21 protein-coding genes are annotated in these 23,328 nt (G+C 73.3%); 13 read left to right on the top strand and 8 right to left on the bottom strand.

All coding sequences use genetic code 11. The features are described 5' to 3' along the window. Positions 1 to 40: 40 nt before the first annotated feature. On the bottom strand, positions 41 to 721 hold the full coding sequence (locus ABT106_RS09120; protein ID WP_351274524.1) for a bifunctional DNA primase/polymerase: 681 nt from the start codon (positions 719 to 721) through the stop codon (positions 41 to 43). 220 nt (positions 722 to 941) lie between these two features. Between ABT106_RS09120 and ABT106_RS09115 the strand changes: the two genes are divergently transcribed. Next, entirely contained in the window at positions 942 to 2,324 is a 1,383-nt protein-coding gene (locus ABT106_RS09115; RefSeq protein WP_351274521.1) for an NsdA family TPR-like regulatory protein, read from the top strand. A 241-nt stretch (positions 2,325 to 2,565) separates the two neighbouring features. Next, positions 2,566 to 4,113 (top strand): hypothetical protein, encoded by a 1,548-nt coding sequence (locus ABT106_RS09110; protein ID WP_351274518.1) that lies wholly within the window; start codon positions 2,566 to 2,568, stop codon positions 4,111 to 4,113. Positions 4,114 to 4,163: 50 nt separating this feature from the next. On the opposite strand, the gene ABT106_RS09105 is transcribed toward ABT106_RS09110, so the two are convergent. Beyond that, positions 4,164 to 5,447 (bottom strand): ABC transporter substrate-binding protein, encoded by a 1,284-nt coding sequence (locus tag ABT106_RS09105; protein WP_351274558.1) that lies wholly within the window; start codon positions 5,445 to 5,447, stop codon positions 4,164 to 4,166. Between the two features lie 207 nt (positions 5,448 to 5,654). Here ABT106_RS09105 and ABT106_RS09100 point away from each other — a divergent pair, with 207 nt between their 5' ends. Next, complete coding sequence (locus ABT106_RS09100) at positions 5,655 to 6,101, top strand: SCO4402 family protein (protein WP_351274556.1); 447 nt, start codon at positions 5,655 to 5,657, stop codon at positions 6,099 to 6,101. 14 nt (positions 6,102 to 6,115) lie between these two features. After that, positions 6,116 to 7,000 carry a formyltetrahydrofolate deformylase gene (gene purU / locus ABT106_RS09095; protein ID WP_351274515.1) on the top strand — a complete coding sequence of 295 codons (885 nt, stop codon included), beginning with the start codon at positions 6,116 to 6,118 and terminating at the stop codon, positions 6,998 to 7,000. A 121-nt stretch (positions 7,001 to 7,121) separates the two neighbouring features. Here purU and ABT106_RS09090 read toward each other — a convergent pair whose 3' ends face one another. Continuing rightward, complete coding sequence (locus ABT106_RS09090) at positions 7,122 to 7,640, bottom strand: EF-hand domain-containing protein (RefSeq protein WP_351274512.1); 519 nt, start codon at positions 7,638 to 7,640, stop codon at positions 7,122 to 7,124. A gap of 301 nt (positions 7,641 to 7,941) precedes the next feature. Between ABT106_RS09090 and ABT106_RS09085 the strand changes: the two genes are divergently transcribed. Then, positions 7,942 to 8,520, top strand: coding sequence for a sigma-70 family RNA polymerase sigma factor (locus ABT106_RS09085; RefSeq protein WP_351274510.1), 579 nt, complete (start codon positions 7,942 to 7,944; stop codon positions 8,518 to 8,520). Further along, positions 8,517 to 9,872 carry a zf-HC2 domain-containing protein gene (locus ABT106_RS09080; protein ID WP_351274507.1) on the top strand — a complete coding sequence of 452 codons (1,356 nt, stop codon included), beginning with the start codon at positions 8,517 to 8,519 and terminating at the stop codon, positions 9,870 to 9,872. Before ABT106_RS09085 ends, ABT106_RS09080 begins: the two co-directional genes overlap by 4 nt. 206 nt (positions 9,873 to 10,078) lie before the next feature. Here ABT106_RS09080 and ABT106_RS09075 read toward each other — a convergent pair whose 3' ends face one another. Then, a complete protein-coding gene (locus tag ABT106_RS09075; RefSeq protein WP_351274504.1) occupies positions 10,079 to 11,626 on the bottom strand; it encodes a class I adenylate-forming enzyme family protein in 1,548 nt (515 codons plus the stop codon). Positions 11,627 to 11,748: 122 nt separating this feature from the next. Here ABT106_RS09075 and ABT106_RS09070 point away from each other — a divergent pair, with 122 nt between their 5' ends. The 4 genes from ABT106_RS09070 to ABT106_RS09055 all read left to right on the top strand — a co-directional run bounded on the left by ABT106_RS09070 (position 11,749) and on the right by ABT106_RS09055 (position 15,866). Beyond that, positions 11,749 to 12,939 carry an amidohydrolase family protein gene (locus ABT106_RS09070; protein ID WP_351274501.1) on the top strand — a complete coding sequence of 397 codons (1,191 nt, stop codon included), beginning with the start codon at positions 11,749 to 11,751 and terminating at the stop codon, positions 12,937 to 12,939. Continuing rightward, positions 12,939 to 14,093 (top strand): acyl-CoA dehydrogenase, encoded by a 1,155-nt coding sequence (locus tag ABT106_RS09065; RefSeq protein WP_351274499.1) that lies wholly within the window; start codon positions 12,939 to 12,941, stop codon positions 14,091 to 14,093. The genes ABT106_RS09070 and ABT106_RS09065 overlap by 1 nt, the downstream gene beginning before the upstream one ends. Positions 14,094 to 14,098: 5 nt before the next feature. Further along, on the top strand, positions 14,099 to 15,016 hold the full coding sequence (locus ABT106_RS09060; protein WP_351274497.1) for an acyl-CoA dehydrogenase family protein: 918 nt from the start codon (positions 14,099 to 14,101) through the stop codon (positions 15,014 to 15,016). A 385-nt stretch (positions 15,017 to 15,401) separates the two neighbouring features. Beyond that, entirely contained in the window at positions 15,402 to 15,866 is a 465-nt protein-coding gene (locus tag ABT106_RS09055) for an ATP-binding protein (RefSeq protein ID WP_351274494.1), read from the top strand. Between the two features lie 167 nt (positions 15,867 to 16,033). On the opposite strand, the gene ABT106_RS09050 is transcribed toward ABT106_RS09055, so the two are convergent. Both ABT106_RS09050 and ABT106_RS09045 read right to left on the bottom strand, forming a co-directional pair. Next, entirely contained in the window at positions 16,034 to 16,729 is a 696-nt protein-coding gene (locus tag ABT106_RS09050) for a hypothetical protein (protein WP_351274491.1), read from the bottom strand. A 150-nt stretch (positions 16,730 to 16,879) separates the two neighbouring features. Next, on the bottom strand, positions 16,880 to 17,806 hold the full coding sequence (locus tag ABT106_RS09045) for a cyclase family protein (RefSeq protein ID WP_351274554.1): 927 nt from the start codon (positions 17,804 to 17,806) through the stop codon (positions 16,880 to 16,882). Between the two features lie 119 nt (positions 17,807 to 17,925). Here ABT106_RS09045 and ABT106_RS09040 point away from each other — a divergent pair, with 119 nt between their 5' ends. Genes ABT106_RS09040 through ABT106_RS09030 form a run of 3 tightly spaced genes read left to right on the top strand, consistent with a single transcriptional unit; the run spans position 17,926 to position 21,121 of the window. Beyond that, positions 17,926 to 18,846, top strand: a complete 921-nt coding sequence (locus tag ABT106_RS09040) for an SDR family NAD(P)-dependent oxidoreductase (protein WP_351274488.1) — start codon at positions 17,926 to 17,928, stop codon at positions 18,844 to 18,846. Between the two features lie 8 nt (positions 18,847 to 18,854). After that, a complete protein-coding gene (locus ABT106_RS09035) occupies positions 18,855 to 20,057 on the top strand; it encodes an acyl-CoA dehydrogenase family protein (RefSeq protein ID WP_351274486.1) in 1,203 nt (400 codons plus the stop codon). After that, on the top strand, positions 20,054 to 21,121 hold the full coding sequence (locus tag ABT106_RS09030; RefSeq protein ID WP_351274484.1) for a Zn-dependent alcohol dehydrogenase: 1,068 nt from the start codon (positions 20,054 to 20,056) through the stop codon (positions 21,119 to 21,121). Before ABT106_RS09035 ends, ABT106_RS09030 begins: the two co-directional genes overlap by 4 nt. Before the next feature lie 83 nt (positions 21,122 to 21,204). Here ABT106_RS09030 and ABT106_RS09025 read toward each other — a convergent pair whose 3' ends face one another. Next, a complete protein-coding gene (locus ABT106_RS09025) occupies positions 21,205 to 22,137 on the bottom strand; it encodes a D-alanyl-D-alanine carboxypeptidase family protein (RefSeq protein ID WP_351274482.1) in 933 nt (310 codons plus the stop codon). 217 nt (positions 22,138 to 22,354) lie between these two features. Then, positions 22,355 to 23,020 carry a flavin reductase family protein gene (locus ABT106_RS09020; RefSeq protein WP_351274552.1) on the bottom strand — a complete coding sequence of 222 codons (666 nt, stop codon included), beginning with the start codon at positions 23,018 to 23,020 and terminating at the stop codon, positions 22,355 to 22,357. Positions 23,021 to 23,328 lie beyond the last annotated feature (308 nt).

Genomic DNA, 23,328 nt, shown 5'->3' with positions numbered 1-23,328 from the left:
AGTTACTTATGTCATGAACTTGCGGCGGCCCACGCTGCCGTCATGCCCCCTTGCGCGCCCGGGCCGCGGCCGCCTCGCGCCCGCACGCGTACGCGAGCGCGTCGATCAGCTCCTCCGTGTCCGGCAGCCACCGGTTCGCCGGGGTGGGGCGCCGCGCCCACTGGACCGAGCCACGGCCGCCGAAGCGGGTGGGCGGGGCCGCCACGTACTCGCCCTCGCCGCGCGCGGACAGGTCGATCGAGGCCGGTGACCAGCCCAGTTTCCGTACGAGGTCCGGCACCTTGGCGCCGGCGCCCGGCAGGACGAAGAACAGCATCCGGTGGTCGGGGGTGAGGGCGACGGGCCCGATGGTGCGCTGCATCCGCTCCAGGCGCGCGAGCGCCAGGAAGCCGGCCGCGTCCGGGACGTCCAGCGCGTCGAACGTACGGCCCGTCGGCATGAGGATCGAGGCCGCCGGGTGCCTCCCCCAGACCCGCCGGACCTGCACCGCGCTGCCGGTGGCCTGCGCCGCCCAGTCCTTCACCGCCGGGTGCGCGCCGGGGGCCGGGCAGTCCGCCGTACCGCAGGAGCAGACCTCCCGCCCGTCTCCGGACTCCAGCCAGGTGCCGGCGAAGACGTCCCAGTGCCGTTCCTCCGCGTACCGGACGGCATGGTCCAGCAACTGTTCGCCGCGCTGCTTGGGGATGGGGGCGGTCTCCGTGACTCCGATGGTCTCTTCCACGCCCATCACAACTCCGCGGGTCACCCGGGGTTACGGGCGTAAACCGGCCGGTGGACGGGGCATCGATCCTGCACGTGGGGCGCATCGGGGCACGGGCGGGGGCGCGTAGGAGGCCGGGGCGCGGGAGTTGGGTAGCGACACCACGCAGAGCGGAAGATTCCCCGCACTTCAGGCGGGAAGTGATCATTACAGCGATCACCCGCGGTTACAGGGGGTTTTCATGGCAGCCAGGACTCTCGTCGCCCGCCAGCCGAACGAACGGCTGCAGGCGCTCATCCAGGAAGCCGGGTGTTCCAACGCCGGCCTCGCCCGGCGCGTCAACATGTGCGGCGCGGAGCACGGCCTCGACCTCCGCTACGACAAGACCTCCGTGGCCCGCTGGCTGCGCGGCCAGCAGCCGCGCGGGCGGGCCCCGGGCATCATCGCGGAGGCGATCGGGCGCAAGCTCGGCCGGACCGTCACCATCGACGAGATCGGCATGGCCAACGGCAAGAACCTCGCCTCGGGGATCGGCCTGCAGTTCTCCCCGACGGTCGTCGGCGCGATCGAGCAGGTCTGCGAGCTGTGGCGCAGCGACGTGGGCCGCCGCGACTTCCTGGCGGGGTCGAGCGTCGCCGCCTCCGCGCTGGTCGAGCCGAGCCGCGACTGGCTGATCACCGGCGCCGACACGCAGGTCGCCCGCAGCGGCGGGTCACGGGTCGGCATGTCCGACGTGGAGGCGGTACGGGCGACCACCGAGGCGCTCAAGGAGCTCGACCACCGCTTCGGCAGCGGACACGTCCGGCCGGTGGTCGTGCACTACCTCAACTCCGTGGTGTCCGGGCTGATCGGCGGCGCGTACAAGGAGCCGGTGGGGCGGGCGCTGTTCGCGGCGGTGGCGCGGCTGACCGAGCTGGCGGGCTACATGGCGGTGGACACGGGCCAGCCGGGGCTCGCGCAGCGCTACTACATCCAGGCGCTGCGCCTGGCTCAGGCGGCCGGTGACCGGGCGTACGGCGGATATGTGCTGGCGGCGTCCATGAGCCACCTGGCCGCCGAGCTGGGCAACCCCCGGGAGATCGCGCAGCTCGCGCGGGCCGCGCAGGAGGGCACGCGGGGGCAGGTCACCCCGCGCGTGGAGGCGCTGTTCTACGCGGCCGAGGCGCGCGGGCACGCGCTGCTCGGCGACGTACGGGCGACGGCGGTGCTGTCGGGGCGGGCGCTGACGGCGCTGGAGCGGGCGGAACCGGAGTCGGGCGACGATCCGGCGTGGATCGGGCACTTCGACAGCGCGTACCTCGCGGACGAACTGGCGCACTGCCACCGGGACCTGGGCCAGGCGGAGGCGGCGGGCCGGCGCGCGGAGGAGGCGCTGCGGGGGCTGCCGGACGGCAAGGCGCGCCGCCGGGCGATCGGGCTGCTGCTGCTGGCGGCGGCGCAGGTCCAGCAGCGGGAGGTGGAGGAGGCGTGCCGGACCGCCACGCGGGCGGCGGACCTGCTGGCGGGGCTCCGCTCGACCCGGGGCGAGGAGTACCTGGAGGACTTCCGCTCGCGGCTGGCGCCGTACCGGGAGGAGCCGGCGGTCCGCGAGTTCGGCGCCTGCCTGGAGGCCCGGGTCGCCTGACCGCGGGCGGGCCGTGCCCGCCCGGGACCCCCCGGCCGGTCCCGGGCGGGCACGCGCCGCACGGGCCCCGGGGAGCCGTCCTGGGCGGGGCCGGGCCGCCTTGGCCGCCGCCCGGGCCGGTCCGAGTCCCGGGATGATCTTGGGCGGGATCCCGGGCGGCCTGACGGTAGCCCCGGGCGACCGGGTAGCGTGAGCCGACGGTTCCGCAGGTGTGTTCGGGCGAGTCGGAGAAGGAGTCCCGGTGACGGAGAACGGACGAGGGGGCGCCCCCCAGCCGGGTGCCCCGTGGGGTCCGGACCCCGCCCACCCGGCGCGGCCGGACGGGCCCGAGGAGTACCCGCGGCAACAGCAGGCAGCCCCGCCCGGGCAGCAGCCCCCGTACGGCCCCCCGCAGCCGGGCGAGTCCGCGTACGGCACCCCGCAGCCCGCCTACCCCCCGCAGCCGGGGCAGTCGGCGTACGGCCCCCCGCAGCCGGGGCAGCCCGCGTACGGCTATCCGCAGCCCGGGCAGGATCCGCACGGCCTTCCGGCGCCCGGGTACGGGTACGGATACCCGCAGCCGGGGCCGGGACCGGCCGGGGCCGGGCACGTGGTGGGCCCGGGGTACGAGGGCCCGGGGGATCCGCACGGCTACGGCTACCCGCCGCTGCCCGAAGCGGTGACCCAGTACATCCCGCCGGTGCCGGCCGGGCCGGGGGACGACGCCACCCAGTACATCCCGCCGGTGCCCGCGGGACCCGCGCCCGGTGAGGCGGCGACGCAGTACATCGCCCCCGTGCCCGCCGGTCCGGGGGACGACGCGACGCAGTACATCCCGCCGGTGCCGGCCGGTCCGGGGGACGACGCCACCCAGTACATCCCGCCGGTGCCGGCCGGGCCCGCGCCCGGTGAGGCGGCGACGCAGTACATCGCCCCGGTGCCCGCCGCCGAGTTCGACGGGCTGTTCCGCGGGGGCGACGACTCCGCCGGGCACACGCAGCAACTGCCGCCGGTCCGCGAACCGGTGCGCGAACCGGTGCGCGAACCGGTGCGGCGACAGCAGCAGCCGCCGCCGCGCCCGTACCCGCCGCGCGGACAGGGGCCCATACCCCACCCGCAGCAACCCCACCACCCGCAGCAGCAGTTCGCCGCGGCTCCGCCCCCGCCGCCGGAGGCCCCGCGCAAGGTCTCGCCGGCGATCATCGCCGCGGTCGTCATCGGCCTGGCCGTCGTCGGCCTCGGCGTCGGCTCGCTGCTCGGCGACGGCAAGCCGCAGAACAACGACCCCGGCGCGATCCCGGCCGCGCCGAGCGCCGCGGGCGGCTCGGCCCCGGCCGGTGAGCCCCGGGTGGACCCGGGCAGCCCGCAGGCCGTCCAGCTGGACAAGCTGCTCGCGGACAGCAACGACAGCCGGGAAGCGGTGATCAAGGCCGTCGAGGACATCAAGGTCTGCGCCAACCTGGACCAGGCGGCGGCGGACCTGCGCGACGCGGCCCGCCAGCGCGAGGAGCTCGTCACACGCCTCAAGGAGCTGAAGGTCGACCAGCTCCCGGACCACGTGAAGCTGAGCGCCGCCCTGACCAGGGCCTGGCAGTCCTCGGCGGCCGCCGACACCAGCTACGCGGCCTGGGCGCAGGACGTGAGCGGCGACAAGGGCTGCAAGGACGGCAAGGCCAAGTCGACCGACAACGCCGCCGCCGGCAACAAGGCGAGCGGCGACGCGACGCGGTCCAAGGAGCAGGCCGCGACCCTGTGGAACACGATCGCGGCCAAGTACTCCCTCACGAAGCGCGACAAGTCGCAGCTCTGAGACCCGGTCCGGGTTCAGGGGCGGCGAGCCGCCCCTGAACCCCCGGCCGGTCAGGCCGCCCGGGGCGCCTGTTCCAGCGTCGGGGTCATGTCCATCGACTGCTCGCCCTGCTGGGCGACGAGCCGGCCGGCCTGGACGACCTGGAAGCTGACCCGGCCGTTGACGATGCGGGGGAAGCCGCCGACCGCGCGCATGTCCTGGTAGCGCCAGCTCAGGTCCGGGGTCAGGCCGCCGGTCGCGACGGCCTGCGACTGGTTCAGCGCGCGTGAGAGCTTGCGGGCGGTGACGTCCTCGTCGCGCTTGAAGCGGTTCACGATCTCGTTCAGCACGGTGTACGCGATCCAGGTGGTCTGCGCCCCGCTGTCGGCGGCGTCCAGGCCGTCCTGGCCGACGGCGTGGTCGGAGATCACCGTGCGCATCGGCTCCCACACGGGATCGGTGGACACCGGGTACCAGCTGGTCAGGTACGCGCCCTCGAAGGGGCTTTCCCGGCCGCCGGTGCGGTCCACGAGCGACTGGCTGAGGCTGCCCAGCACCGAGGAGATCTGCGGGTTCTTCTTCTGGACGTCGGCCCGGCGGAAGGCGTCGAAGAAGGTCTCCGTCCGCTCGCCGAGCACCGCCGTCACGCAGCCCCGCTCCTTGCCGCCGCTGGTGTTGGCCAGGGCCTCGCGGGCCTGCGGGGCGAAGTCCGCCGAGTCCTCGGCGGCCCGGATGTCCGAGGCGTCGCCCATCTTGTTGGCGCGCAGCCCGGCGTTGAGCAGGACGGGCAGGGAGTCGCCCGCGAGGGTGTCGGGGCGGACCAGCGCGACCTGGCCGCAGGCGCGGCCGAGCTGGTGGCCGGCGCCGGCGAGGAGGACGGGCTGACCGCCGTTGACGGGGTAGGACAGGGTGGACTGGAACTCCTCGGAGGAGACCCCGTACCCGCCGAGGAAGGGGATGCCCTCGGCCTCCAGCGGGGCCATGAAGGCGCGCCCGTGCTGGCTGTAGGAGCCGACGACGGCCACGGCCTTCTCGGAGATCGCCTTGCGGGCGCAGTCGGCCGCGCCGGTGGGGGTGTTCTTCTCGTTGCAGGTCAGGACGCGCAGGGTGCGGCCGTTGACGCCGCCCTTGGAGTTCACCCAGCGCTCGTACGCCCGGGCCATGGCGGGCATTCCGGGCATGTTGGTCGCGGCGGTGCCTTCGGGGGCGAAGGTCATGACGGTGAGGGTGTCGCCCGAGCCCCCGGAGCCCCCGGAGCCCCCGGGTATCACCCCGCACCCGGCGACGAGACACGCGCCCATCGCTGCGGCGAGGAGGGTGCGGGAGAGGGTTGCTGCGCGGCGCCAATCGGTCATGTCCATGCACCATTCCGCCCCACGGGGAACTGAAGTGTGAGGTGTACACAACATTCGGTGACGTCCAGGTGAATTGCCGGGGAAGGTGCGGGTCCCCCGGCGCCACGGGCGCCTCAAGATCGCGCCGGACGGGAACGTACGATCGAAAGCGTGACATTCGCCCAAGGTTCGAAGAACTCTTCCCGCCACGGCGGCCGCTCCTCCACCATGGGCGGCATGCCCCTCAACGACATGCCGTGGTGGCGCTGGCGCAGCAACGTGCGCTCGGCGCTGCACATGCTCTCCGACCCCGTCTTCCACGAAGAGGTCTGGCTCGCCGGCACCGACGGGTACGGGGACGTCACCGACGCCGTGTACCGGCTGGTGGAGGACACCTGGCTCGACAGCTGGTCGGCCGAGAAGTACGTCGGCACGATCCTGCGGGACTCCCAGGAGGCGGCCGTCGTCGACCTCGCCGTGCTGCGGGTGCTGCGGATCATGCACCAGGTCGGTTCCGACGCACCCGTCTCCGCCTACCTGGAGCACCACGCGTGGCCCGAGGCGGTGCGCGCCGCGCGCGAGGCACACGTACGGCTGGCCACGGCGGACGGGGACGACCCCGACGAGCGGCCGCGGTCGCTGGAGCTGCTGAGGATCCTGACCCGCACGGTGTGAAAGGCTGTCGGGTCATGAGCGACCCGCAGCCCGAGGCCCCGGCCCAGCCCCTCCAGCAGTACGTCCTGACCGTGTCCTGCCCCGACAGGCAGGGCATCGTGCACGCCGTGTCGAGCTACCTCTTCATGACCGGCTGCAACATCGTGGACAGCCAGCAGTTCGGAGACCGGGGGACCGGGCTCTTCTTCATGCGGGTGCACTTCGAGGCCGAGCCCGCGGTGACCGTGGACAAGCTGCGCGCCAGCTTCGCCGCGATCGGGGACTCCTTCCGGATGGACTGGCAGATCCACCGCTCCGACGAGCGCATGCGGATCGTGCTGATGGTGTCGAAGTTCGGCCACTGCCTGAACGACCTGCTGTTCCGCTCCAGCATCGGCGCCCTGCCGGTGGAGATCGCGGCCGTGGTCTCCAACCACACCGACTTCGCGGAACTGGTCGGTTCGTACGACCTGCCGTTCGTGCACATCCCGGTGACGAAGGACACGAAGGCGGCCGCCGAGGCGGAGCTGCTGGAGCTGGTGCGGACGGAGAACGTCGAGCTGGTGGTCCTCGCCCGCTACATGCAGGTGCTGTCGGACACGCTGTGCAAGGAGCTGAGCGGGCGGATCATCAACATCCACCACTCGTTCCTGCCGAGCTTCAAGGGCGCGAAGCCGTATCACCAGGCGCACGCGCGCGGGGTGAAGCTGATCGGCGCGACCGCCCACTACGTCACCGCCGACCTGGACGAGGGTCCGATCATCGAGCAGGAGGTCGAGCGGGTGGGCCACGAGGTGACCCCGGACCAGCTGGTCGCGATCGGGCGGGACGTGGAGTGCCAGGCGCTGGCGCGCGCGGTGAAGTGGCACAGCGAGCACCGGGTGCTGCTGAACGGCGCGCGCACGGTGGTCTTCGCCTAGCCGCTGCCGTTGCCGTTCCCGGTGGGGCCACCGGGGCCGCCGCCGTGCGGGCTGCCCCCGGGCAGGGGGAGGGGCGGGGCCGCGGGACCCCGCCGTCGGCCTCCCGGCCCTGCCGCGGGCGTCAGGCGTCCGGGGCCTCCACGCCGCAGTACGAGGCGAACGCCGCCAGGATCTCGTCCTCCGAGATGCGGCCGTCGCCGTCCGTGTCCAGGGCCGCCGCCACCTGCGCGGCCTGCTCCGGAGGCGTGCCGAGCACGGTCAGCACCCGCGCCGTGGCCGGTGGCGTCGCTCCGGCGCCCGCCGTGTCCGCGACCGCGATCACGGCCCGCAGGAACGGCCGCGCGATCTCCGCGAACCGCTGGGGGCTGTCCCGCAGGCGCTTCGCCGCGCCGGTGATGAACTCCTCGCGGGACACCCGCTGGTCACCGTCGACGTCCGCGATGCCCGCCATGCCCTGCCAGAACGCCTCGGCGCCGGCGAAGACGGCCTGGCCCTTGTCGGAGCGTGCGGTGGTACCGAATTCGGTCAGTACGGCCTTCGCGGCCGCGCTGAAGTCCTCCCGGTCGATATAGCCGGACCCGTCCTGGTCGAAGGTGGCGAATCGGGCGGCGATCTTGCGCTCGTATTCTGCGCTGTCCATGTTCGGCGTTCCGCCTTCACGTGTGCGGTGGGGTTCAGATCAAGACAATGCAGGAGCGTACGGCCTACGTGGCCTGCGCGTTAAGCGAAGCGGTCAAGGAGGTGGCGACATCGAACCCGCGCACGGGGAGCGCGACGGGGCGCGTACGCCTGTACCCATGTGCCCATGCTCGTACCAGCGTTCCCGCCGTGCCGCGCCTTTATCACGCACAGCGCATTTTCGGGGCGGGCTTCCCCCAAAACAGGCGCACAACGCCATGTGCCCACTACATTCGATGCGTCGACACACGGCTGGGGGCACTATGCCGAAGGACGCACCACCGCGCTGGGACCGCCGCATGCAGCAGCGCCTCGCCCGCGGTGAGGCCGCCGCGCTCGGGGAGCTGTACGACCGCTTCGCCTCGCTCGTGCACAGCCTGGCGCACCGGGTGCTCGGTGAGGAGAAGGCCGCGGACCGGATCACCCGCGAGGTCTTCGGCTACATCTGGGAGAACCCGGACGCCTACGACCCCAAGGAGGGTTCCATGCGGTCCTGGGTCGCCCGGATCGCCCAGAGCCAGGCCGTGGACCGGCTGCGCCAGGCCGAACGGGGCCGCGGCTCGCACGAGGAACTGGAGCAGAAGGTGCGCAGTGCCAGCGCCGCGGCCCGTGCCGACTTCATCGTCACCTCCATGCCCGCGCCGCTGCGCGCCGCGCTGGAACTCGCGTACTTCAAGCGGCGCGACTACCGCCAGGCCGCCGCCGACCTCCAGATCACCGAGGACGAGGCACGCCGCCGGCTGCGGCTGGGGCTGCAACTGCTGTCGACCGCCAACACCCTCCCGCTGGAGGACACCACCCCTCCCGGATACGGCCCCCACAGCTATGGAACGCCCCGATGACCGGCCCCGCCGAGCGTCCCGACGACGGCTACGAGCGGCCGGCGGGCCCCGCCCGGATACCGGGCCCGCGCGGCCCCGCCGACGACCTGGACCCGTGGTGCGCGCCCGGGCCGGCGGAGCGGGCCGTGCCCTCCGTGCCGCCGGATTCGGCCGGGCCGCCGGTGCCGTCGGAGCCGTCCGTGCCGCCCGATTCCGCCGGGGCGCCCGAGCCGCCGTCCGCGGGGCCGCGCTGTGAGGCGGGGTACGTCCGGCCCTCGCACGCCGTGCTGAAGTCCCTGCTCGGGGCGTGGGCGCTGGCCGCGTGCTCGGCGGAGGAGACGCACGCGGTGGAGGAGCACCTCACCGAGTGCGCGCCGTGCGCGGAGGAGGCGCTGCGGCTGCGGGACGCGGTGGGCCTGCTGCACCCGGAGGAGACCCTCGACCTGAAGCCGCTGCTGCGGTCGCGGGTGCTGGAGGACTGCCTCGGCAAGCGGCCCGCGCGCATACCGGTGCCGGTGTGGGCGAGCCCGTACGACACCGAGACGGCGCGGCTCGACGCGCTGCTCCAGGACTTCGGGGACTCGGAATGGCACACCCCGGTACGGCTCAAGTGGTTCGAGGACGAGGAACGGCGCTCCCAGCGGACCACGGTGGCGGGGGTGATCGGTCACCTGATGACGGTGGACGGCATGGTCGCGACGGCCCTGGGCCTGGACGACCCGCTGGGGCCGGACGCGCCGCCGGGCGCCGATCCGGCCGCGCGGACGGAGTACTTCTGGGAAGCGTCGGGGCACCCGACCACCCGGAAGGTCCGCGACCCGTGGCGGGAACAGGGGCACACCCTGGTCCGTACGGTGTCCTTCGCCGGCGGGGGCGTCGCCGAACTGGCCGTCGACTACGGGGCCTTCGCGCTGCCGCTCGGGGACGCGTTCCTGGAGCGGGCCTTCGAGTGCTGGGTCCACGCGTGGGACATCGCGGAGGCGGTGGACTACCCGTACGGGGCGCCGTCCGGGCCGCACCTGAACCGCATGATCGACCTGGCGGCCCGGCTGCTGCCGGGGGCGCTGGCGCAGCGCCGCAGGGCCGGGCTGGCCGGGCCGGCGCGCGGCCTGGTCGAGGCGGGGGCGCCGGGGCGGACGCTGCACCTGGAGATCGAGGGCGCGGGCGGTGGCGGCTGGGACATCGCGCTGGACTCGCCGGCCGCGAAGCCGTCGGCGGAGCGGACGGTGGCGGAGATCGCGCTGGACGGGGTCGAGTTCTGCCAGTTGGCCGCGGGCCATATTCCGCCGGAGGAGGCGGCCGCGGGGCAGCACGGTGACCGGGAGGCGATCCGGGACGTGCTGTTCGCGGCGGCGTCGCTGAGCCGGCTGTAGCCTCCCGGCGGGGTGGCGGGGTGGCGGGGCTGCCGGGGGCACGGTGCGGGTTCCTGGCGGCGCTGGGGCTGGGGCGCGGCGCGGTGGGCCGGGGTGGGCCGGTGCCTCGTGCCGTCCTCGGTCCTGGCCCCGTCCCTGGTCTCCGTCCTGGCCCGTTCCGGTCTTGGCCCCCGTGCCGTTCCCGGTCCTGTGCCCCCCGGGAGGGGTCAGGCGTAGCGTTCGCGTAGGCGGTATTTGAGGACTTTGCGGAGGGCCTCGTTGCGGGGGAGGGATTCCAGGAGTTCCAGTTGTTCGGGGAGCTTGTGGGGGGCCAGGCCCTGTGCGCGGAGGTGTGCGGTGAGTTGCGGGAGGGTCAGCGGGGCGGCTCCCGGGGGTTGTTCCACGACCGCGCAGACGCGTTCGCCGCGTGCCGGGTCGGGGAGGCCGATGACCGCCACGTCCGCGACGCCGGGGAGCTGGTGCAGGAGGTCCTCGATCTCCTTCGCCGAGATGTTCTCGCCCTTGCGGATGATGACGTCCTTGCTGCGGCCGGTGAGCACCAGGTAGCCGTCCCCGGTGAGGTGGCCGAGGTCGCCGGTGATCAGGTAGCCGTCGGCGTCGAAGACCTCCGCGGACTGCTCCCGGTCGAGGTACCCGTGGCAGACCGCCTCGCCCTTGAGGCGGACCTCGCCGTCCGTGCCGGGGGGCAGCGGGGTGCCGTCGGGGGCGGTGACGCGGATGGACATGCCCGCCGGGGGGCGGCCCTCGGTGGTGGCCAGGTGGTCCGCCGTGTCGTCCGGGGCCCCCATGGTGATCATCGGGACCTCGGTCATGCCGTAGCCGTGGGTCAGCTGGCAGCCCATCTCGCGTACGACCGCGTGGTAGATCTCCGGCGGCTTGGGGGCGCCGCCGCCGGCGAGGAGGCGGAGGGTGGGGATGAGTCTGGTCCCGGGGTCCTTGCGCTGTTCCGTGAGGAACATGGAGTAGAAGGCCGTGGAGCCGCCGGCGACCGTGACGCCGTGGCGGCGGTAGCCGGCGAGCGCGTCCGGCATGGCGAACTTCTCGAAGAGGACGGCCGGGAAGCCGTAGAGCAGCAGCATGACGGTGTAGTCGGGCCCGGCTATGTGCGCGAACGGGAAGGCCATCGAGCCGACGTCGGCCGGGCTCAGGTGCAGGGCGTGGGCGAGGCAGGAGCCGCCCGCGATCAGGGACCGGTCGGTGTGCAGGACGCCCTTGGGGTCGGAGGTGGTGCCCGACGTCCAGTAGATCCAGCGGACGTCGGTGCCGGAGGCGGGCGGCGGGGGCAGGACGCCGGGGTCGCCGTCCGGGAGGTCCTCGTACGCCTCGAAGACCCCGCGGGCGCCGAGCCGCTCGGCCATCGCCGGGTAGTCGTGGCCGCGCCACCGGCCCGGTACGGCGAAGAACTCGGCCTTGGACTCGCGGAGCGCGAAGCCGACCTCCCGGTCCCGGTAGAAGGGGATGACCGGGGACTGCACGGCTCCGATCCGGGCGAGGGCGACCGAGAGCAGCACGGTCTCGATGCGGGTGGGGAGCTGCCAGGCGACGACGGTGCCGGGGCGCACACCCATGCCGTACAGGCCGGCGGCGACGCGTTCGGAGCGGTGGCGGAGTTCGCCGAAGGTCAGCCGGCGGTCGTCGGCGGGGTCCTCGGCGGCCTCGATGAGGACGGTGGTGTGCGGGGTGAGCGCGGCCCGGCGGGCGATCAGCTCCCACAGGGTGCGGGACCGGCTCAGTTCTGTCGCGGTGTCCGGCATCCCAGACCTCCCTTAACTGACGGATAGTCAGATCCAGCGGAGAGCGTAGAGCTCCGGCGCTTGTCGGTCCAGGGGTGGCGGGGCTAGCTTGTTTCTGACGATCCATCAGATTGGGGAGACCTGTGGAACTGCCTCGGATCATCAGCGTCGACGACCACGTGATCGAGCCCGCGCACCTGTTCGATGTCTGGCTGCCCGCCAAGTACCGCGACCGCGGCCCCAAGCCGCTCACCGCCGGCATCGGCGAGCTGCAGTACACGGGCGGCAAGTACGTCATCTCCATGGACCCCGACGGCCCGCCGACCGACTGGTGGATCTATGAGGACCTGAAGTTCCCGTACAAGCGCAACATCGCCGCCGTCGGCTTCGACCGCGACGACATGACCCTGGAGGGGATCACCCGCGAGGAGATGCGGCGCGGCTGCTGGGACCCCAAGGCGCGGCTGCTCGACATGGACCTGAACCACGTCGAGGGCTCGCTGTGCTTCCCGACCTTCCCGCGCTTTTGCGGGCAGACCTTCGCCGAGGCCCACGACAAGGAGGTGGCGCTCGCCTGCGTGCGCGCCTACAACGACTGGATGGTCGAGGAGTGGTGCGGCGACAGCGGCGGCCGGCTGATCCCGCTGTGCATCATCCCGCTGTGGGACATCGGCCTCGCGGTCGCCGAGATCCGGCGCAACGCGGCCCGCGGCGTGCGGGCGGTGACCTTCTCCGAGATCCCGACCCACCTCGGGCTGCCATCGATCCACTCCGGCTACTGGGACCCCTTCTTCGCCGTCTGCCAGGAGACCGGCACGGTGGTCAACATGCACATCGGGTCCAGCTCCCAGATGCCCGCCGCCTCCCCGGACGCGCCGCCCGCCGTCCAGGCCGCGCTCAGCTTCAACAACGCGATGGCCTCGATGATGGACTTCCTGTTCAGCGGCGTGCTGGTGAAGTTCCCGACGCTCAAGCTCGCCTACAGCGAAGGCCAGATGGGCTGGATCCCGTACGCCCTGGAGCGCGCCGACGACGTCTGGCGGGAGCACCGGGCCTGGGGCGGGGTCCGGGACCTGATCCCCGAGCCGCCGTCCACCTACTACTACCGACAGATCTTCTGCTGCTTCTTCCGCGACAAGCACGGCATCGCCTCGCTGGACGTGGTCGGCCGGGACAACGCCACCTTCGAGACCGACTATCCGCACGTCGACTCGACCTTCCCGCACACCAGGGAGGTCGCCCTCGACCACGTGAAGGGCCTCGACGAGGAGACCGTCTACAAGCTGATGCGCGGCAACGCCATCCGCATGCTCGGCCTCGACCTGGACCGCTGATGGACCTGACCTACACCGAGGAGGAGCAGGAGTTCCGGGCCCGGCTGCGCGCCTGGCTCGCCGTCGTGCTGCCCGGGCTGCCCGCCAGGCCGTCCCCGGACGACTGGCCGGGCCGCCGCGCCTACGACGCGGGCTGGCAGCGCCGGCTGTACGACGCCGGGTACGCGGGCCTGCACTGGCCGCTCGACGCCGGGGGCCGCGGGGCCACGCCGACCCAGCACCTGATCTTCCTGGAGGAGACCGAGCGCGCGGGCGCCCCGTACGTCGGCGCGAACTTCGTCGGCCTGCTGCACGCCGGCCCGACCATCGCCGCCGAGGGCACGCCGGAGCAGCGGGCGCGCTGGCTGCCGCCGGTGCTGCGGGGCGACGAGGTGTGGTGCCAGGGGTTCAGCGAGCCGGACGCGGGCTCCGACCTGGCGTCCCTGCGCACGCGCGCGGTCCGGGACGGCGACGCGTACGTCGTCACCGGCTCGAAGGTGTGGACCTCGCACGCCGAGGTGGCCGACTGGTGCGAGCTGCTGGTGCGCACGGACCCGGACGCCCCCAAGCACCGCGGGATCTCCTGGCTGGCCATGCCGATGGACGCGCCCGGGGTGACGGTGCGGCCGCTGCGGACGCTGGCGGGGTCCACCGAGTTCGCGGAGGTGTTCCTCGACGAGGTGCGGGTCCCGGTCGCCAACCGGGTCGGCGCGCAGAACGACGGCTGGCGGGTCACCATGGTCACGCTCTCCTTCGAGCGGGGCACCGCCTTCGTGGGCGAGGTCGTCGCCTGCCGCCGGACCCTGGGCGAGCTGGCCCGCCGGGCCAAGGAGAACGGCAGCTGGGACGATCCGGTGCTGCGGCGCCGGATGGGCCGGCTGTACGGGGAGTTCGGCGCGCTGTGGCGGCTCACGCAGTGGAACGTCAGCGAGGCGGAGCGCAGCGGCGGGGTCCCCGGCACCGGCGGCTCCGTCTTCAAGCTCGCGTACTCGCACGCGCGCCAGGAGCTGTACGACACGGCCGCGCAGGTGCTGGGCGCCGGGTCCCTCGTACTGGACGAGGAGTGGACGCTGGACCGCCTCTCGTCGCTCTCGTACACGATCGCGGCGGGCACCTCGCAGATCCAGCGCAACATCGTCGCCGAGCGCATCCTCGGCCTTCCGAAGGGCCGGTGAGGGGCGTGCACTTCCAGCCGACCGAGGACCAGGAGGCGCTGCGCGCGGGCGTACGGGACCTCCTGGCGGGACGGTACGGGCGCGAGGCGCTGCGGGCGTCGGTGGCCGGCGCGGAATCGCCCGGCGGGGCGGTGGTGGACCGGGGGCTGTGGCGGGAGCTCGGCGAGGCCGGGTTCTTCGCGCTGCGGCTCCCGGAGGCCGAGGGCGGGGTCGGGCTCGGGCTGCCGGAGGCGGTGCTCGTGTTCGAGGAGGCCGGGCGGGCCCTGCTGCCGGGGCCGCTGGTGGCCACGCACCTGGCCGCCGGGGTGGTCCCGGGGGCCGCGGCGGGGAAGGCCGTGGTCACCGCCTTCGACCTGGGCGGGGACCTGGTGGCGTACCTGGGGGAGGCGGACGCCGTCCTGGGCGCCTCCGGGGAGCCGGTGCCCTCCGGGGAGCCGGTCCGCTCGGTGGATCCGCTGACGCCGCTGCACCGGGTGGCGGCGTACGGGGACGTCTCGGAGTACCGCGCGACGGGGACGCTGCTGACGGCGGCGCTCCAGGTCGGCAGCGCCCTGCGGACGCTGGAGCTGGCCGTGCGGTACGCGGCGCAGCGGGAGCAGTTCGGGCAGCCGGTCGGGGCGTTCCAGGCGGTCAAACACCTGTGCGCGCGGATGCTGGTGCGGGCGGAGGTGGCCCGTACGGCGCTCTACGCGGCGGCGGTGACGGCCGACCCCGGGGAGATCGCGGCGGCCGGGCTCCTCGCGGACGAGGCGGCGGTGGCGGGCGCCCGGGACTGCCTCCAGGTGTACGGGGGGATGGGCTTCACCTGGGAGGCGGACGTGCACCTGCACCTGAAGCGGGCGTGGGTGCGGGCCGGGCAGTGGGGGACGGCGGCGCAGGCGGAGGAGCTGCTGGCGGAGGAGCTGCTGGCCTCGGGGTCGTAGCGCGCTGTGACCGAACGGCGCACGGAAAGCACCGGGAGTACACGGTGAGTGCGCGGGGCAGGCGCGGGACGACGGAAGAAGGAACGGGAGGGACGGGGTGGGACGCATGTCCGATTACAGAGAGTTGATATCGGTTCGTGTCCTTCGCCCGACTCATTACGGCCCGGAGTCGGGGGCCTGCTCCGGTACGCTCCCACGAATGCGAGCGGTTGAGCGGCGCGGGCGTCGCACAGTATGCACCACGCCTACTCCTTCGCGCGGGAATATGCCCGAAGCGCTTGTTGTGGTGACTGTACGTCAACCATGCTGCTCCGCAAGGGGATCACACTGGGTGATCCCGTCCTGTCGCGAGGCGAAGTGTCCGCCGGTTCGGATGGTGTGAGCGGTGCAGGTGCTTCAGGTTCAGCTGGAGGTAGGACCCGATCCCGCCGAGGTCGGCCGGGCGCGCCGGTGGGCCCGCTCCCGGCTGGCGGGCTCGGGCATAGGGGACGACGAGCCGCTCGCGGAGACGCTGATCCTGCTGATCTCCGAGCTGGTGACGAACGCGGTCGTGCACACGGGCTGTCCGGCCGTGCTGCGGATGCTCTTCGGCGAGCCGGGGGTACGGGTCGAGGTCGCCGACGCGAGCGACCGGGCCCCCGCGCCCCGGCAGGCCGCCGGCGACGACACGGGCGGGCGGGGCCTGGAACTGGTGGACGGCCTGGCGGACCGCTGGGGCTGGCAGCGGGAGGGCGCGGGCAAACGGATCTGGTGCGAGATCGACCGCGCGGAGAAGGCGGCGGCGGACTGCGCGTCGGACGGGCCGCCGGAGGATCACCCCTCCGGGCGGGAACCGCGCGTGTACCTCTAACGAGGTGTTGACGATCCGTCACATTGTGATCACCCTGGTGGGGAGCGATTCGACGCGAGGGGACGCCAAGGACGGGCCTTGACGAGTGCGGGTCGCGGGGTGGCGGCTGCCGTGCCGCGCTCGGGGCGTGCACGCGCGCCGCCGCCACCCGTGGGACTCCGGAGGGCTCAGCCGTCGGTGCAGATCACGTCGTACGGACGGCCGATCCCCATGGTCAGCTTGATGGGATCCGTGGTGCCGGAGGGGCACTCGGACTGCGTCTTGACGAGACCGAGGACCTTCTGGGCGCCCGAGCCGCCGCAGGCGACCTCCTTGGCCTGGGAGGTCACGCAGTCGCCCTGCACCAGCTGGCCGCCGCCCGCGCCCGCGTCGCCGGGGTGGTCGGCGGACAGGTTGCGGCCGCAGACGGTGTTGGTGGGGATGCCGCTCGACGTGCCGCCCCCGTAGGAGATGCTCACCTGGATCATCAGGTCGGTGCCGGGCGGGCACTGGATCGCGCCGGGGAGGATGCTGGCCTCCTTGATGTCGATGGCCTTGAAGGAGGCGCCGGTGGCGCCGCAGTCCTGCCGCTTGTACCCGTCGGGGGCCTTGGCGGGGTCGGGGCCGCCGCAGTCGCCGACCTTCCACGCGCTGGAGGTGTCGGAGGAGGACTCGGGCGACCCGGGGTCCTTGGCGGTGGCCTTGGCGGACGGGGACGCCGTGGCGGAGGCGGATCCCGACGGCTTGCCGTCGTCCCCGCGGACCGACTGCAGGACGAAGTAGCCGCCGACGATGATCACGGCGAGGACGATGACGGTGGCGACGGTGCCGCCCGAACGGCGGCTGGGGGCGGGGGGCGGCGGTACCTGGTACGGGTTGGTCATCGGGCTTCTCCTGCGGTGCTGGTGGTGGAGGCGGGGCGGGTCGCGCGTACGGTGACGCGTCATGTCCACCTCATGGTTCCACTGGGCCCGGCCCGCGCGTGGCCGGGGTGGTCGGGCGCGGCGGCGCCCGTCCCGCCCGCCCCGCCGGGCTCAGAGGACGGCCACCGGGGCCACCGGGGTGCCGACCGCGCCGACGAAGGGCTCGGGCATCGCGGAGAGCAGGAAGGCGTACCGGTTCTCTTCTGCACAGGCTGTGGACAACTTTTCGAGATTCCAGTTCTGGCCCTGGTGCATGCCCATCTCGACCAGGTCGAGCGCGTGGACGGGGAGCCAGAGGTCCTCGTTCTCCGGCGGGAAGATCTCGAAGGTCAGGGTGTCGTTCGCGACGGCGGCCACGTCCCGGGCGTGGAACCACTCCGGGGTGCGGATCGACAGGCCCGGGGACGGGAAGCCGTACCCGTGCCGGTCGCCCGCCAGGTAGACCTGGATCTGGCCGGTACGGACCAGGACGATGTCGCCCGCGCGGACGGTGACCCCGCCGAACTCCTCGGCCTCGGACAGGTCTTCTGGGGTCACCGCGTGCCCGCCCGGCAGCCGGTCCAGGCCCTTCGCGCGGGCCACGTCCAGCAGGACCCCACGCGAGACGATCGGCCCGGCCTTGTCGATGCCGCTGAACTCGGCGCGGCCGTGCGCGGTGATCGAGGAGGCCGGGCGGCCGTTGTAGATCCGCCCCGAGTGCGAGACGTGGGTGAGGGCGTCCCAGTGGGTGCCCGCCTGGAGGCCCATCGTCACCGCGTCGTCGCTGCAGGCCACCGTGCCGGGACCGAAGATCTCCTGGTTGATCTGCACCATCGTGTGGTGCGGGTTGATCCGGCCGGGGATCATGCCGACCTGGACGCCGTCCTCCTTCAGCGGCAGCGCCAGCGGGACGCGGCGGCCGCTGCGGATCTCGCCCGCGGCGGCCCGCACCACCTCGTCGGTGACGAGGTTCAGGGTGCCGATCTCGTCGTCGGCGCCCCATCGGCCCCAGTTGTTGACGCGCTTGGCGATGTCGTGGAACCCGGGCGGCAGGGACATGGACCTCATCAGCTCCTTGCGAAGGCGGTGAACGCGGACCCCGACTGGGGCTTGTGCAGGGGCATCCGGCTGCCCATAGAATCTAACGGTCCGTCAGAAAACGCGGGAAGGGGCCGGACGTGGGGAACTTCTTGGCAGGCAAGACCGTCGCCGTCACCGGCGCCGGCCGGGGCATCGGGCGGGCCGTGGCACTCGCCGCGGCTGCCGAGGGCGCCCGGGTCGTCGTCAACGACTACGGCGTGGGGATCGGGGGCGGCGAGCCCGCCAGCGAGATAGCCGAAGGCGTCGTGAAGGAGATCCTCGCCGCGGGCGGCGAGGCCGTCGCCGTCGCCGACGACGTCTCCACCATGGCGGGCGGCCAGCGCATCGTCGACACCGCGCTCGCCCGGTACGGACGCCTCGACGGCGTCGTGTGCGTCGCCGGGATCCTGCGCGAGCGGATGCTGTTCAACATGTCCGAGGAGGAGTGGGACCCGGTGGTCGCCACCCACCTCAAGGGCACCTTCACCGTCTTCCGCGCCGCCTCCGCCGTCATGCGACGGCAGGGATCGGGCACCCTGATCGGCTTCACCAGCGGCAACCACCAGGGCTCCGTCGCCCAGGCGAACTACAGCGCCGCCAAGGGCGGGATCATCTCCCTCGTCCGCTCCGCCGCCCTCGGACTCGCCAAGTACGGGGTCACGGCCAACGCCGTCGCCCCCGTCGCCCGTACCCGCATGTCGGCCAACGTGCCCATGGAGCTCAAGGAGATCGGCGAGCCCGAGGACGTCGCCGCGCTCGTGACCTACCTGCTCAGCGAACGGGCCGTGGCCACCGGCGGCGAGCGGATCACCGGGCAGGTCTACACGATCGCCGGCCCGAAGATCGCCGTCTGGGCGCAGCCGCGCGAGCTGCGCGCCGGCTACGCCGAGGGTTCCTGGACGCCCGAGAAGATCGCCGACTTCCTGCCCGGGACGGTCGGCACCGACCCGATGCCCATGCTGGCGCAACTGGAGGCCATGGCGAAGGCGGCGGCCGCCAAGGACCGCCCCAACGCGTAGGGAGCGCGATGGACTTCAGCTTCGGTACCGAGGACGAGGAACTGCGCGCCCGGGCCCGGGCCTGGCTCGCCGAGCACCTGACGGGCCCGTACGCGGGCGCGGTGGGCCTCGGCGGGCCGGGCAGCGAGCACGAGGGGGTCGCGCAGCGGCGCGCGTGGGAGCGCGAGCTGGGCCGCGGCGGCTGGATCGGGCAGGGCTGGGACGCCCCGGCCGGGGCCTACGGGCAGCAGCGGCTCTCCCTGACCGGGCAGGTGGTGTGGGCCGAGGAGTACGCGGCGCTGCGCGCCCCCGGCCGGGTCGGCCACATCGGGGAGAACCTCCTCGCGCCCACCCTCCTCGCCTACGGGTCCCGGGAGCAGCGGGACCGCTTCCTGCCGGCCATCGCGCGGGGCGAGGAACTGTGGTGCCAGGGCTACAGCGAGCCCGGCGCCGGCTCCGACCTCGCGGGCGTGCGCACCGCAGCGGTCCGCGACCCCGCCGACGGGCTGTACCGGGTCACCGGGCAGAAGATCTGGACCTCCCTGGCCCAGGACGCCGACTGGTGCTTCGTCCTCGCCCGCACCGAAGCCGGCTCGCGACGCCACCGGGGGCTGTCGTTCCTCCTCGTACGGATGGACCAGCCCGGCCGCGTCGAGGTCCGGCCGATCCGGCAGCTGTCGGGGACCTCGGAGTTCAACGAGGTGTTCTTCGACGGGGCCGTCGCGGCGGAGCTGGTCGGCGGGGAAGGCGACGGCTGGACGGTGGCCATGGGCCTGCTCGCCCTGGAACGGGGCGTGTCGACACTGGTCCAGCAGATCGGGTTCGCCGCCGAACTGGAGCGGGTCGTCGCCGCGTACGCCGCCTCCGCGCGGGCCGGGGATCCCGTCCTGCGCGAACGCCTCGTACGGCAGTGGGCGGAGCTGCGCACCATGCGGTGGAACGCCCTGCGCACCCTGGGCGCCGAGGGCGGGCCGGGGGCGCCGAGCGTGGCGAAGCTGCTGTGGGGCGGCTGGCACCGGCGGCTCGGGGAACTGGCGGTGGAGGTGCGGGGCGCGGCCGCCGCGGCGGGCCCGGGGGCCTGGGCGCCCGGCGTGCCGTACGAGCTCGGGCTCGACGAGGGGCAGCGCCTGTTCCTGTTCACCCGGGCCGACACCATCTACGGCGGCTCGGACGAGATCCAGCGGAACATCATCGCCGAGCGCGTGCTCGGCCTGCCTAAGGAGTCCAGGTGAGAGGCGTCGTGTTCGACGGCAAGCAGGCCCGGGTGGTCGACGACCTGGAGATACGCGATCCCGGGCCGGGGGAGGTGCTCGTCGCCATCGCGGCGGCCGGGCTCTGCCACAGCGACCTGTCGGTGATCGACGGGACCATCCCGTTCCCGCCGCCGGTGGTCCTGGGGCACGAGGGCGCGGGGATCGTGGAGGCGGTCGGCGCGGGTGTCACGCACGTGGTGCCCGGTGACCACGTGGCCCTGTCCACTCTGGCCAACTGCGGGGCGTGCGCGGACTGCGACCGGGGACGGCCCACGATGTGCCGCAAGGCCATCGGGATGCCGGGACAGCCCTTCTCCCGGGGCGGGCAGCCGCTGTTCCAGTTCGCCTCGAACTCCGCGTTCGCGGAGCGCACCCTCGTCCGGGCCGTGCAGGCCGTCAAGATCCCCGACGACATCCCGCTGACGTCGGCGGCCCTGATCGGCTGCGGGGTGCTGACGGGCGTCGGCGCGGTACTGAACCGGGCGAAGGTGGACCGCGGCGACTCCGTGGTCGTCATCGGCACCGGCGGCATCGGACTGAACGTCCTCCAGGGGGCGCGCATCGCCGGGGCCACGACCATCGTCGCGATCGACGCGAACCCGGCGAAGGAGGCGGTGGCCCGGCGGTTCGGGGCCACGCACTTCATCGACGCCTCTGCCGTGCCGGATTCCTCGGCGGCGGTCCGGGAGGTCCTGCCGACGGGAGCGGACCACGCCTTCGAGTGCGTGGGGAACGTGCAGCTGATCCGCCAGGCGATCGACCTGCTGGACCGGCACGGGCAGGCGGTTCTGCTCGGGGTGCCCGGCTTCAAGGAGGAGGCGTCCTTCCTCGTCTCGTCGATGTACCTGGACAAGACGGTCATGGGCTGCCGGTACGGCTCCTCCCGCCCCCAGCGCGACATCGCCCTGTACGCCGAGCTGTACCGGCAGGGCCGGCTGCTGCTGGACGAGCTGGTCACCGAGGTCTACCCGGTGGAGGACTTCGCGAAGGCGGCGGACGACGCGCATCACGGGCGGGTGGCGCGGGGGGTGCTGACCTTCTGAGCCGCCCGGAAACGGGTCGGCTCCCCCGCCGGCGGGTTCGCACCCGTCGGCGGAGGAGCCGTGAACCGTGAACCGTGTCACCGTCAGTCGAGGACGTCCGGGATCGGGTCGGTGTTGCCGCGTTGCAGTGCCGCTCCGGAGCCGGCGGCGGAACCGAGCGACCAGTCCATGAGCTTCATCGCGTCCGCGTAGCGCTCCTCGTCGTTCAGCAGGACACCGATGACGGTCTTGCCGTTGCGGGTGCCGGAGAAGACGATGCACTTGCCCGCGGCCGTGCCGGTGCCGGTCTTGACGCCGATGGCACCGGGGTAGGCGTAGCCGGTGGGACGCTCCCGGATCAGCAGGTTGCTGTTGCCCCAGGTGGCGTCGGTGGAGGTGCCGCCGGTGCTGTAGGTCGTGGCCTTCACGAGCTGCGGGAAGACCTTGCCCTTCATGGCGTACTTGGTGAGCTTCGCCAGGTCGCGCGGGGTCGTCAGGTTCTTTCCGGTCGGCGAGATGCCGTCGAAGGAGTCGTAGGTGGTCTTGGTCATGCCCAGGGACTTCGCCTTGGCGTTCATCTGCGCGATGAAGTCCGCGGTGCGGGCCGACGTGGTCGCGCCCTTGCCGAAGGCGTCCGCGAGCGCGTAGGCGGCGTCGCAGCCCGACGGGAGCATCAGCCCGTACAGCAGCTGGCGGACCGTCGGGGTGGCGCCCACCTTCAGGTGGGCCGTGCTCCCGCCCTCACGGACGACGTAGTCCGCGTACTCCTGCTTGATGGTGACCTTCTTGTTGAGGTCCACACCAGGAGTCCGCAGCACCACCTGAGCGGTCATGATCTTGGTGGTACTCGCGCCCTGGCGCTGGGTGTTGGGGGCCTTGCTGGTGAGCGTGGCCCCGGTGCTGCCGTCGATCAGGATCGCGCCGGCGGCCGTGGTGGGGGGTGCGGCTACCGGAGCCGCCGTCGAGACCGGCGAGGCGGCGACCAGGAGGGCCCCGGTGGCTACCGTGACGGCGACCGCGCCGCGGGTGCGGCGCATGAGGTTCAATATCAAGTCAAATCCCCGCGTATCCGAAGAATTTCCGAAGGGGAGGGACCTTGAGGTGTCCCTGCCCTTCCGGGAGCTTACGGAGCGGAGGCCCGGAGGAACATCGGGGAGCGGGGTCAAAGCCCTTTCGGGGCCCTTTCGGGGCCCGTTCGGTCGGCTTCGGGGCGGGGCCCGGGGGTGGCCTCGGGGTGGTCCCGAGGTGGCCCGGTCAGTCGCTGAAGCGGCCGAAGCGGCCCTTGTGGAAGAGCAGCGGAGCGCCCTCACCGGCGGCCCCCATGGCCTCGACGCGGCCCACGACGATCAGGTGGTCGCCGCCGGTGTGGACGGCGTGGATCCGGCAGTCGATCCAGGCGGGCACGGCGTCCAACTGAGGCGACCCGGTGACCGGGGCGGGCTGGTGGGCGACCCCGGCGAACTTGTCGGCGCCGCTGACGGCGAAGGAGCGGCACAGCGCGCCCTGTTCGGCGCCGAGGATGTTCACGCAGAACACCCCGGCGCGGGCGATCCGCGGCCAGGTGGTCGACGTACGGGCCACCATGAAGGTGACCAGCGGCGGGTCGAGCGACAGCGAGGCGAAGGACTGGCAGGCGAAGCCGGCCGGGCCGCCCCCGGCGCCGGTGCCGTCCTTGCTGCCGTCGCCGCTGTCGTCCCCGTCCTCGACGGCCGGGGCCGTGATGACGGTGACGCCGCTGGCGAAGTTCCCCAGGACGGCGCGGAACTCGGCGGGGCTCACCGGCGCGCGCTCGTCCGCCCGGACCGCGCGCAGCTCGGGGCGCGGGAGGGCGTCGACGGGCTCGGGCCCCGCGACCGGTCCGGTGGGGGCCGAGGTGGGGGAGCCGACTGACCTGAGGTATCGGACGACGGTGGCCGCCATCCCTGCATGTCCCATCACACGGTTGATTGAAGCTGACGGGCCGTCAGATGGGAAGGGGTGCGGGTCGGCCGGTCACCGCTGCCGGGCACGGGCGTCGGGCCCTTGCGGGCGCGCGGGGCCCGTGCGGGCGAGCCCCGGGCCGGGGGTGGGCCCCGCTGCGGGGGTGGGCCCGCCGGGACGGCGCCGGGCCGGCGGGCCCGTGGTGGGGTGCTCCGCCGGGGTGGCCCCGTGTGGGGGCGTTCCGTGGTGGTGTGACCTCCGGTTGGGGGCGTTCCGTGTGTGGGTGACCTCCGGGTGGGTCGGCTCCG

Origin of the sequence: Streptomyces sp. NPDC002044 (assembly GCF_040296725.1) — a bacterium.
Lineage (GTDB): Bacteria > Actinomycetota > Actinomycetes > Streptomycetales > Streptomycetaceae > Streptomyces > Streptomyces antarcticus.
Note: the sequence above shows the minus strand (reverse complement) of the source record. Positions and strands in the feature narration are given on the sequence as shown.

Excerpts from the sequence above, each read along its gene's own strand:
- ABT106_RS09115 (WP_351274521.1), top strand. The coding sequence starts at position 942 with ATGGCAGCCAGGACTCTCGTCGCCCGCCAGCCGAACGAACGGCTGCAG.
- ABT106_RS09105 (WP_351274558.1), bottom strand. The coding sequence starts at position 5,447 with ATGACCGATTGGCGCCGCGCAGCAACCCTCTCCCGCACCCTCCTCGCC.
- ABT106_RS09100 (WP_351274556.1), top strand. The coding sequence starts at position 5,655 with ATGGGCGGCATGCCCCTCAACGACATGCCGTGGTGGCGCTGGCGCAGC.
- purU (WP_351274515.1), top strand. The coding sequence starts at position 6,116 with ATGAGCGACCCGCAGCCCGAGGCCCCGGCCCAGCCCCTCCAGCAGTAC.
- ABT106_RS09090 (WP_351274512.1), bottom strand. The coding sequence starts at position 7,640 with ATGGACAGCGCAGAATACGAGCGCAAGATCGCCGCCCGATTCGCCACC.
- ABT106_RS09085 (WP_351274510.1), top strand. The coding sequence starts at position 7,942 with ATGCCGAAGGACGCACCACCGCGCTGGGACCGCCGCATGCAGCAGCGC.
- ABT106_RS09080 (WP_351274507.1), top strand. The coding sequence starts at position 8,517 with ATGACCGGCCCCGCCGAGCGTCCCGACGACGGCTACGAGCGGCCGGCG.
- ABT106_RS09075 (WP_351274504.1), bottom strand. The coding sequence starts at position 11,626 with ATGCCGGACACCGCGACAGAACTGAGCCGGTCCCGCACCCTGTGGGAG.
- ABT106_RS09065 (WP_351274499.1), top strand. The coding sequence starts at position 12,939 with ATGGACCTGACCTACACCGAGGAGGAGCAGGAGTTCCGGGCCCGGCTG.
- ABT106_RS09050 (WP_351274491.1), bottom strand. The coding sequence starts at position 16,729 with ATGACCAACCCGTACCAGGTACCGCCGCCCCCCGCCCCCAGCCGCCGT.
- ABT106_RS09045 (WP_351274554.1), bottom strand. The coding sequence starts at position 17,806 with ATGTCCCTGCCGCCCGGGTTCCACGACATCGCCAAGCGCGTCAACAAC.
- ABT106_RS09035 (WP_351274486.1), top strand. The coding sequence starts at position 18,855 with ATGGACTTCAGCTTCGGTACCGAGGACGAGGAACTGCGCGCCCGGGCC.
- ABT106_RS09025 (WP_351274482.1), bottom strand. The coding sequence starts at position 22,137 with ATGCGCCGCACCCGCGGCGCGGTCGCCGTCACGGTAGCCACCGGGGCC.
- ABT106_RS09020 (WP_351274552.1), bottom strand. The coding sequence starts at position 23,020 with ATGGCGGCCACCGTCGTCCGATACCTCAGGTCAGTCGGCTCCCCCACC.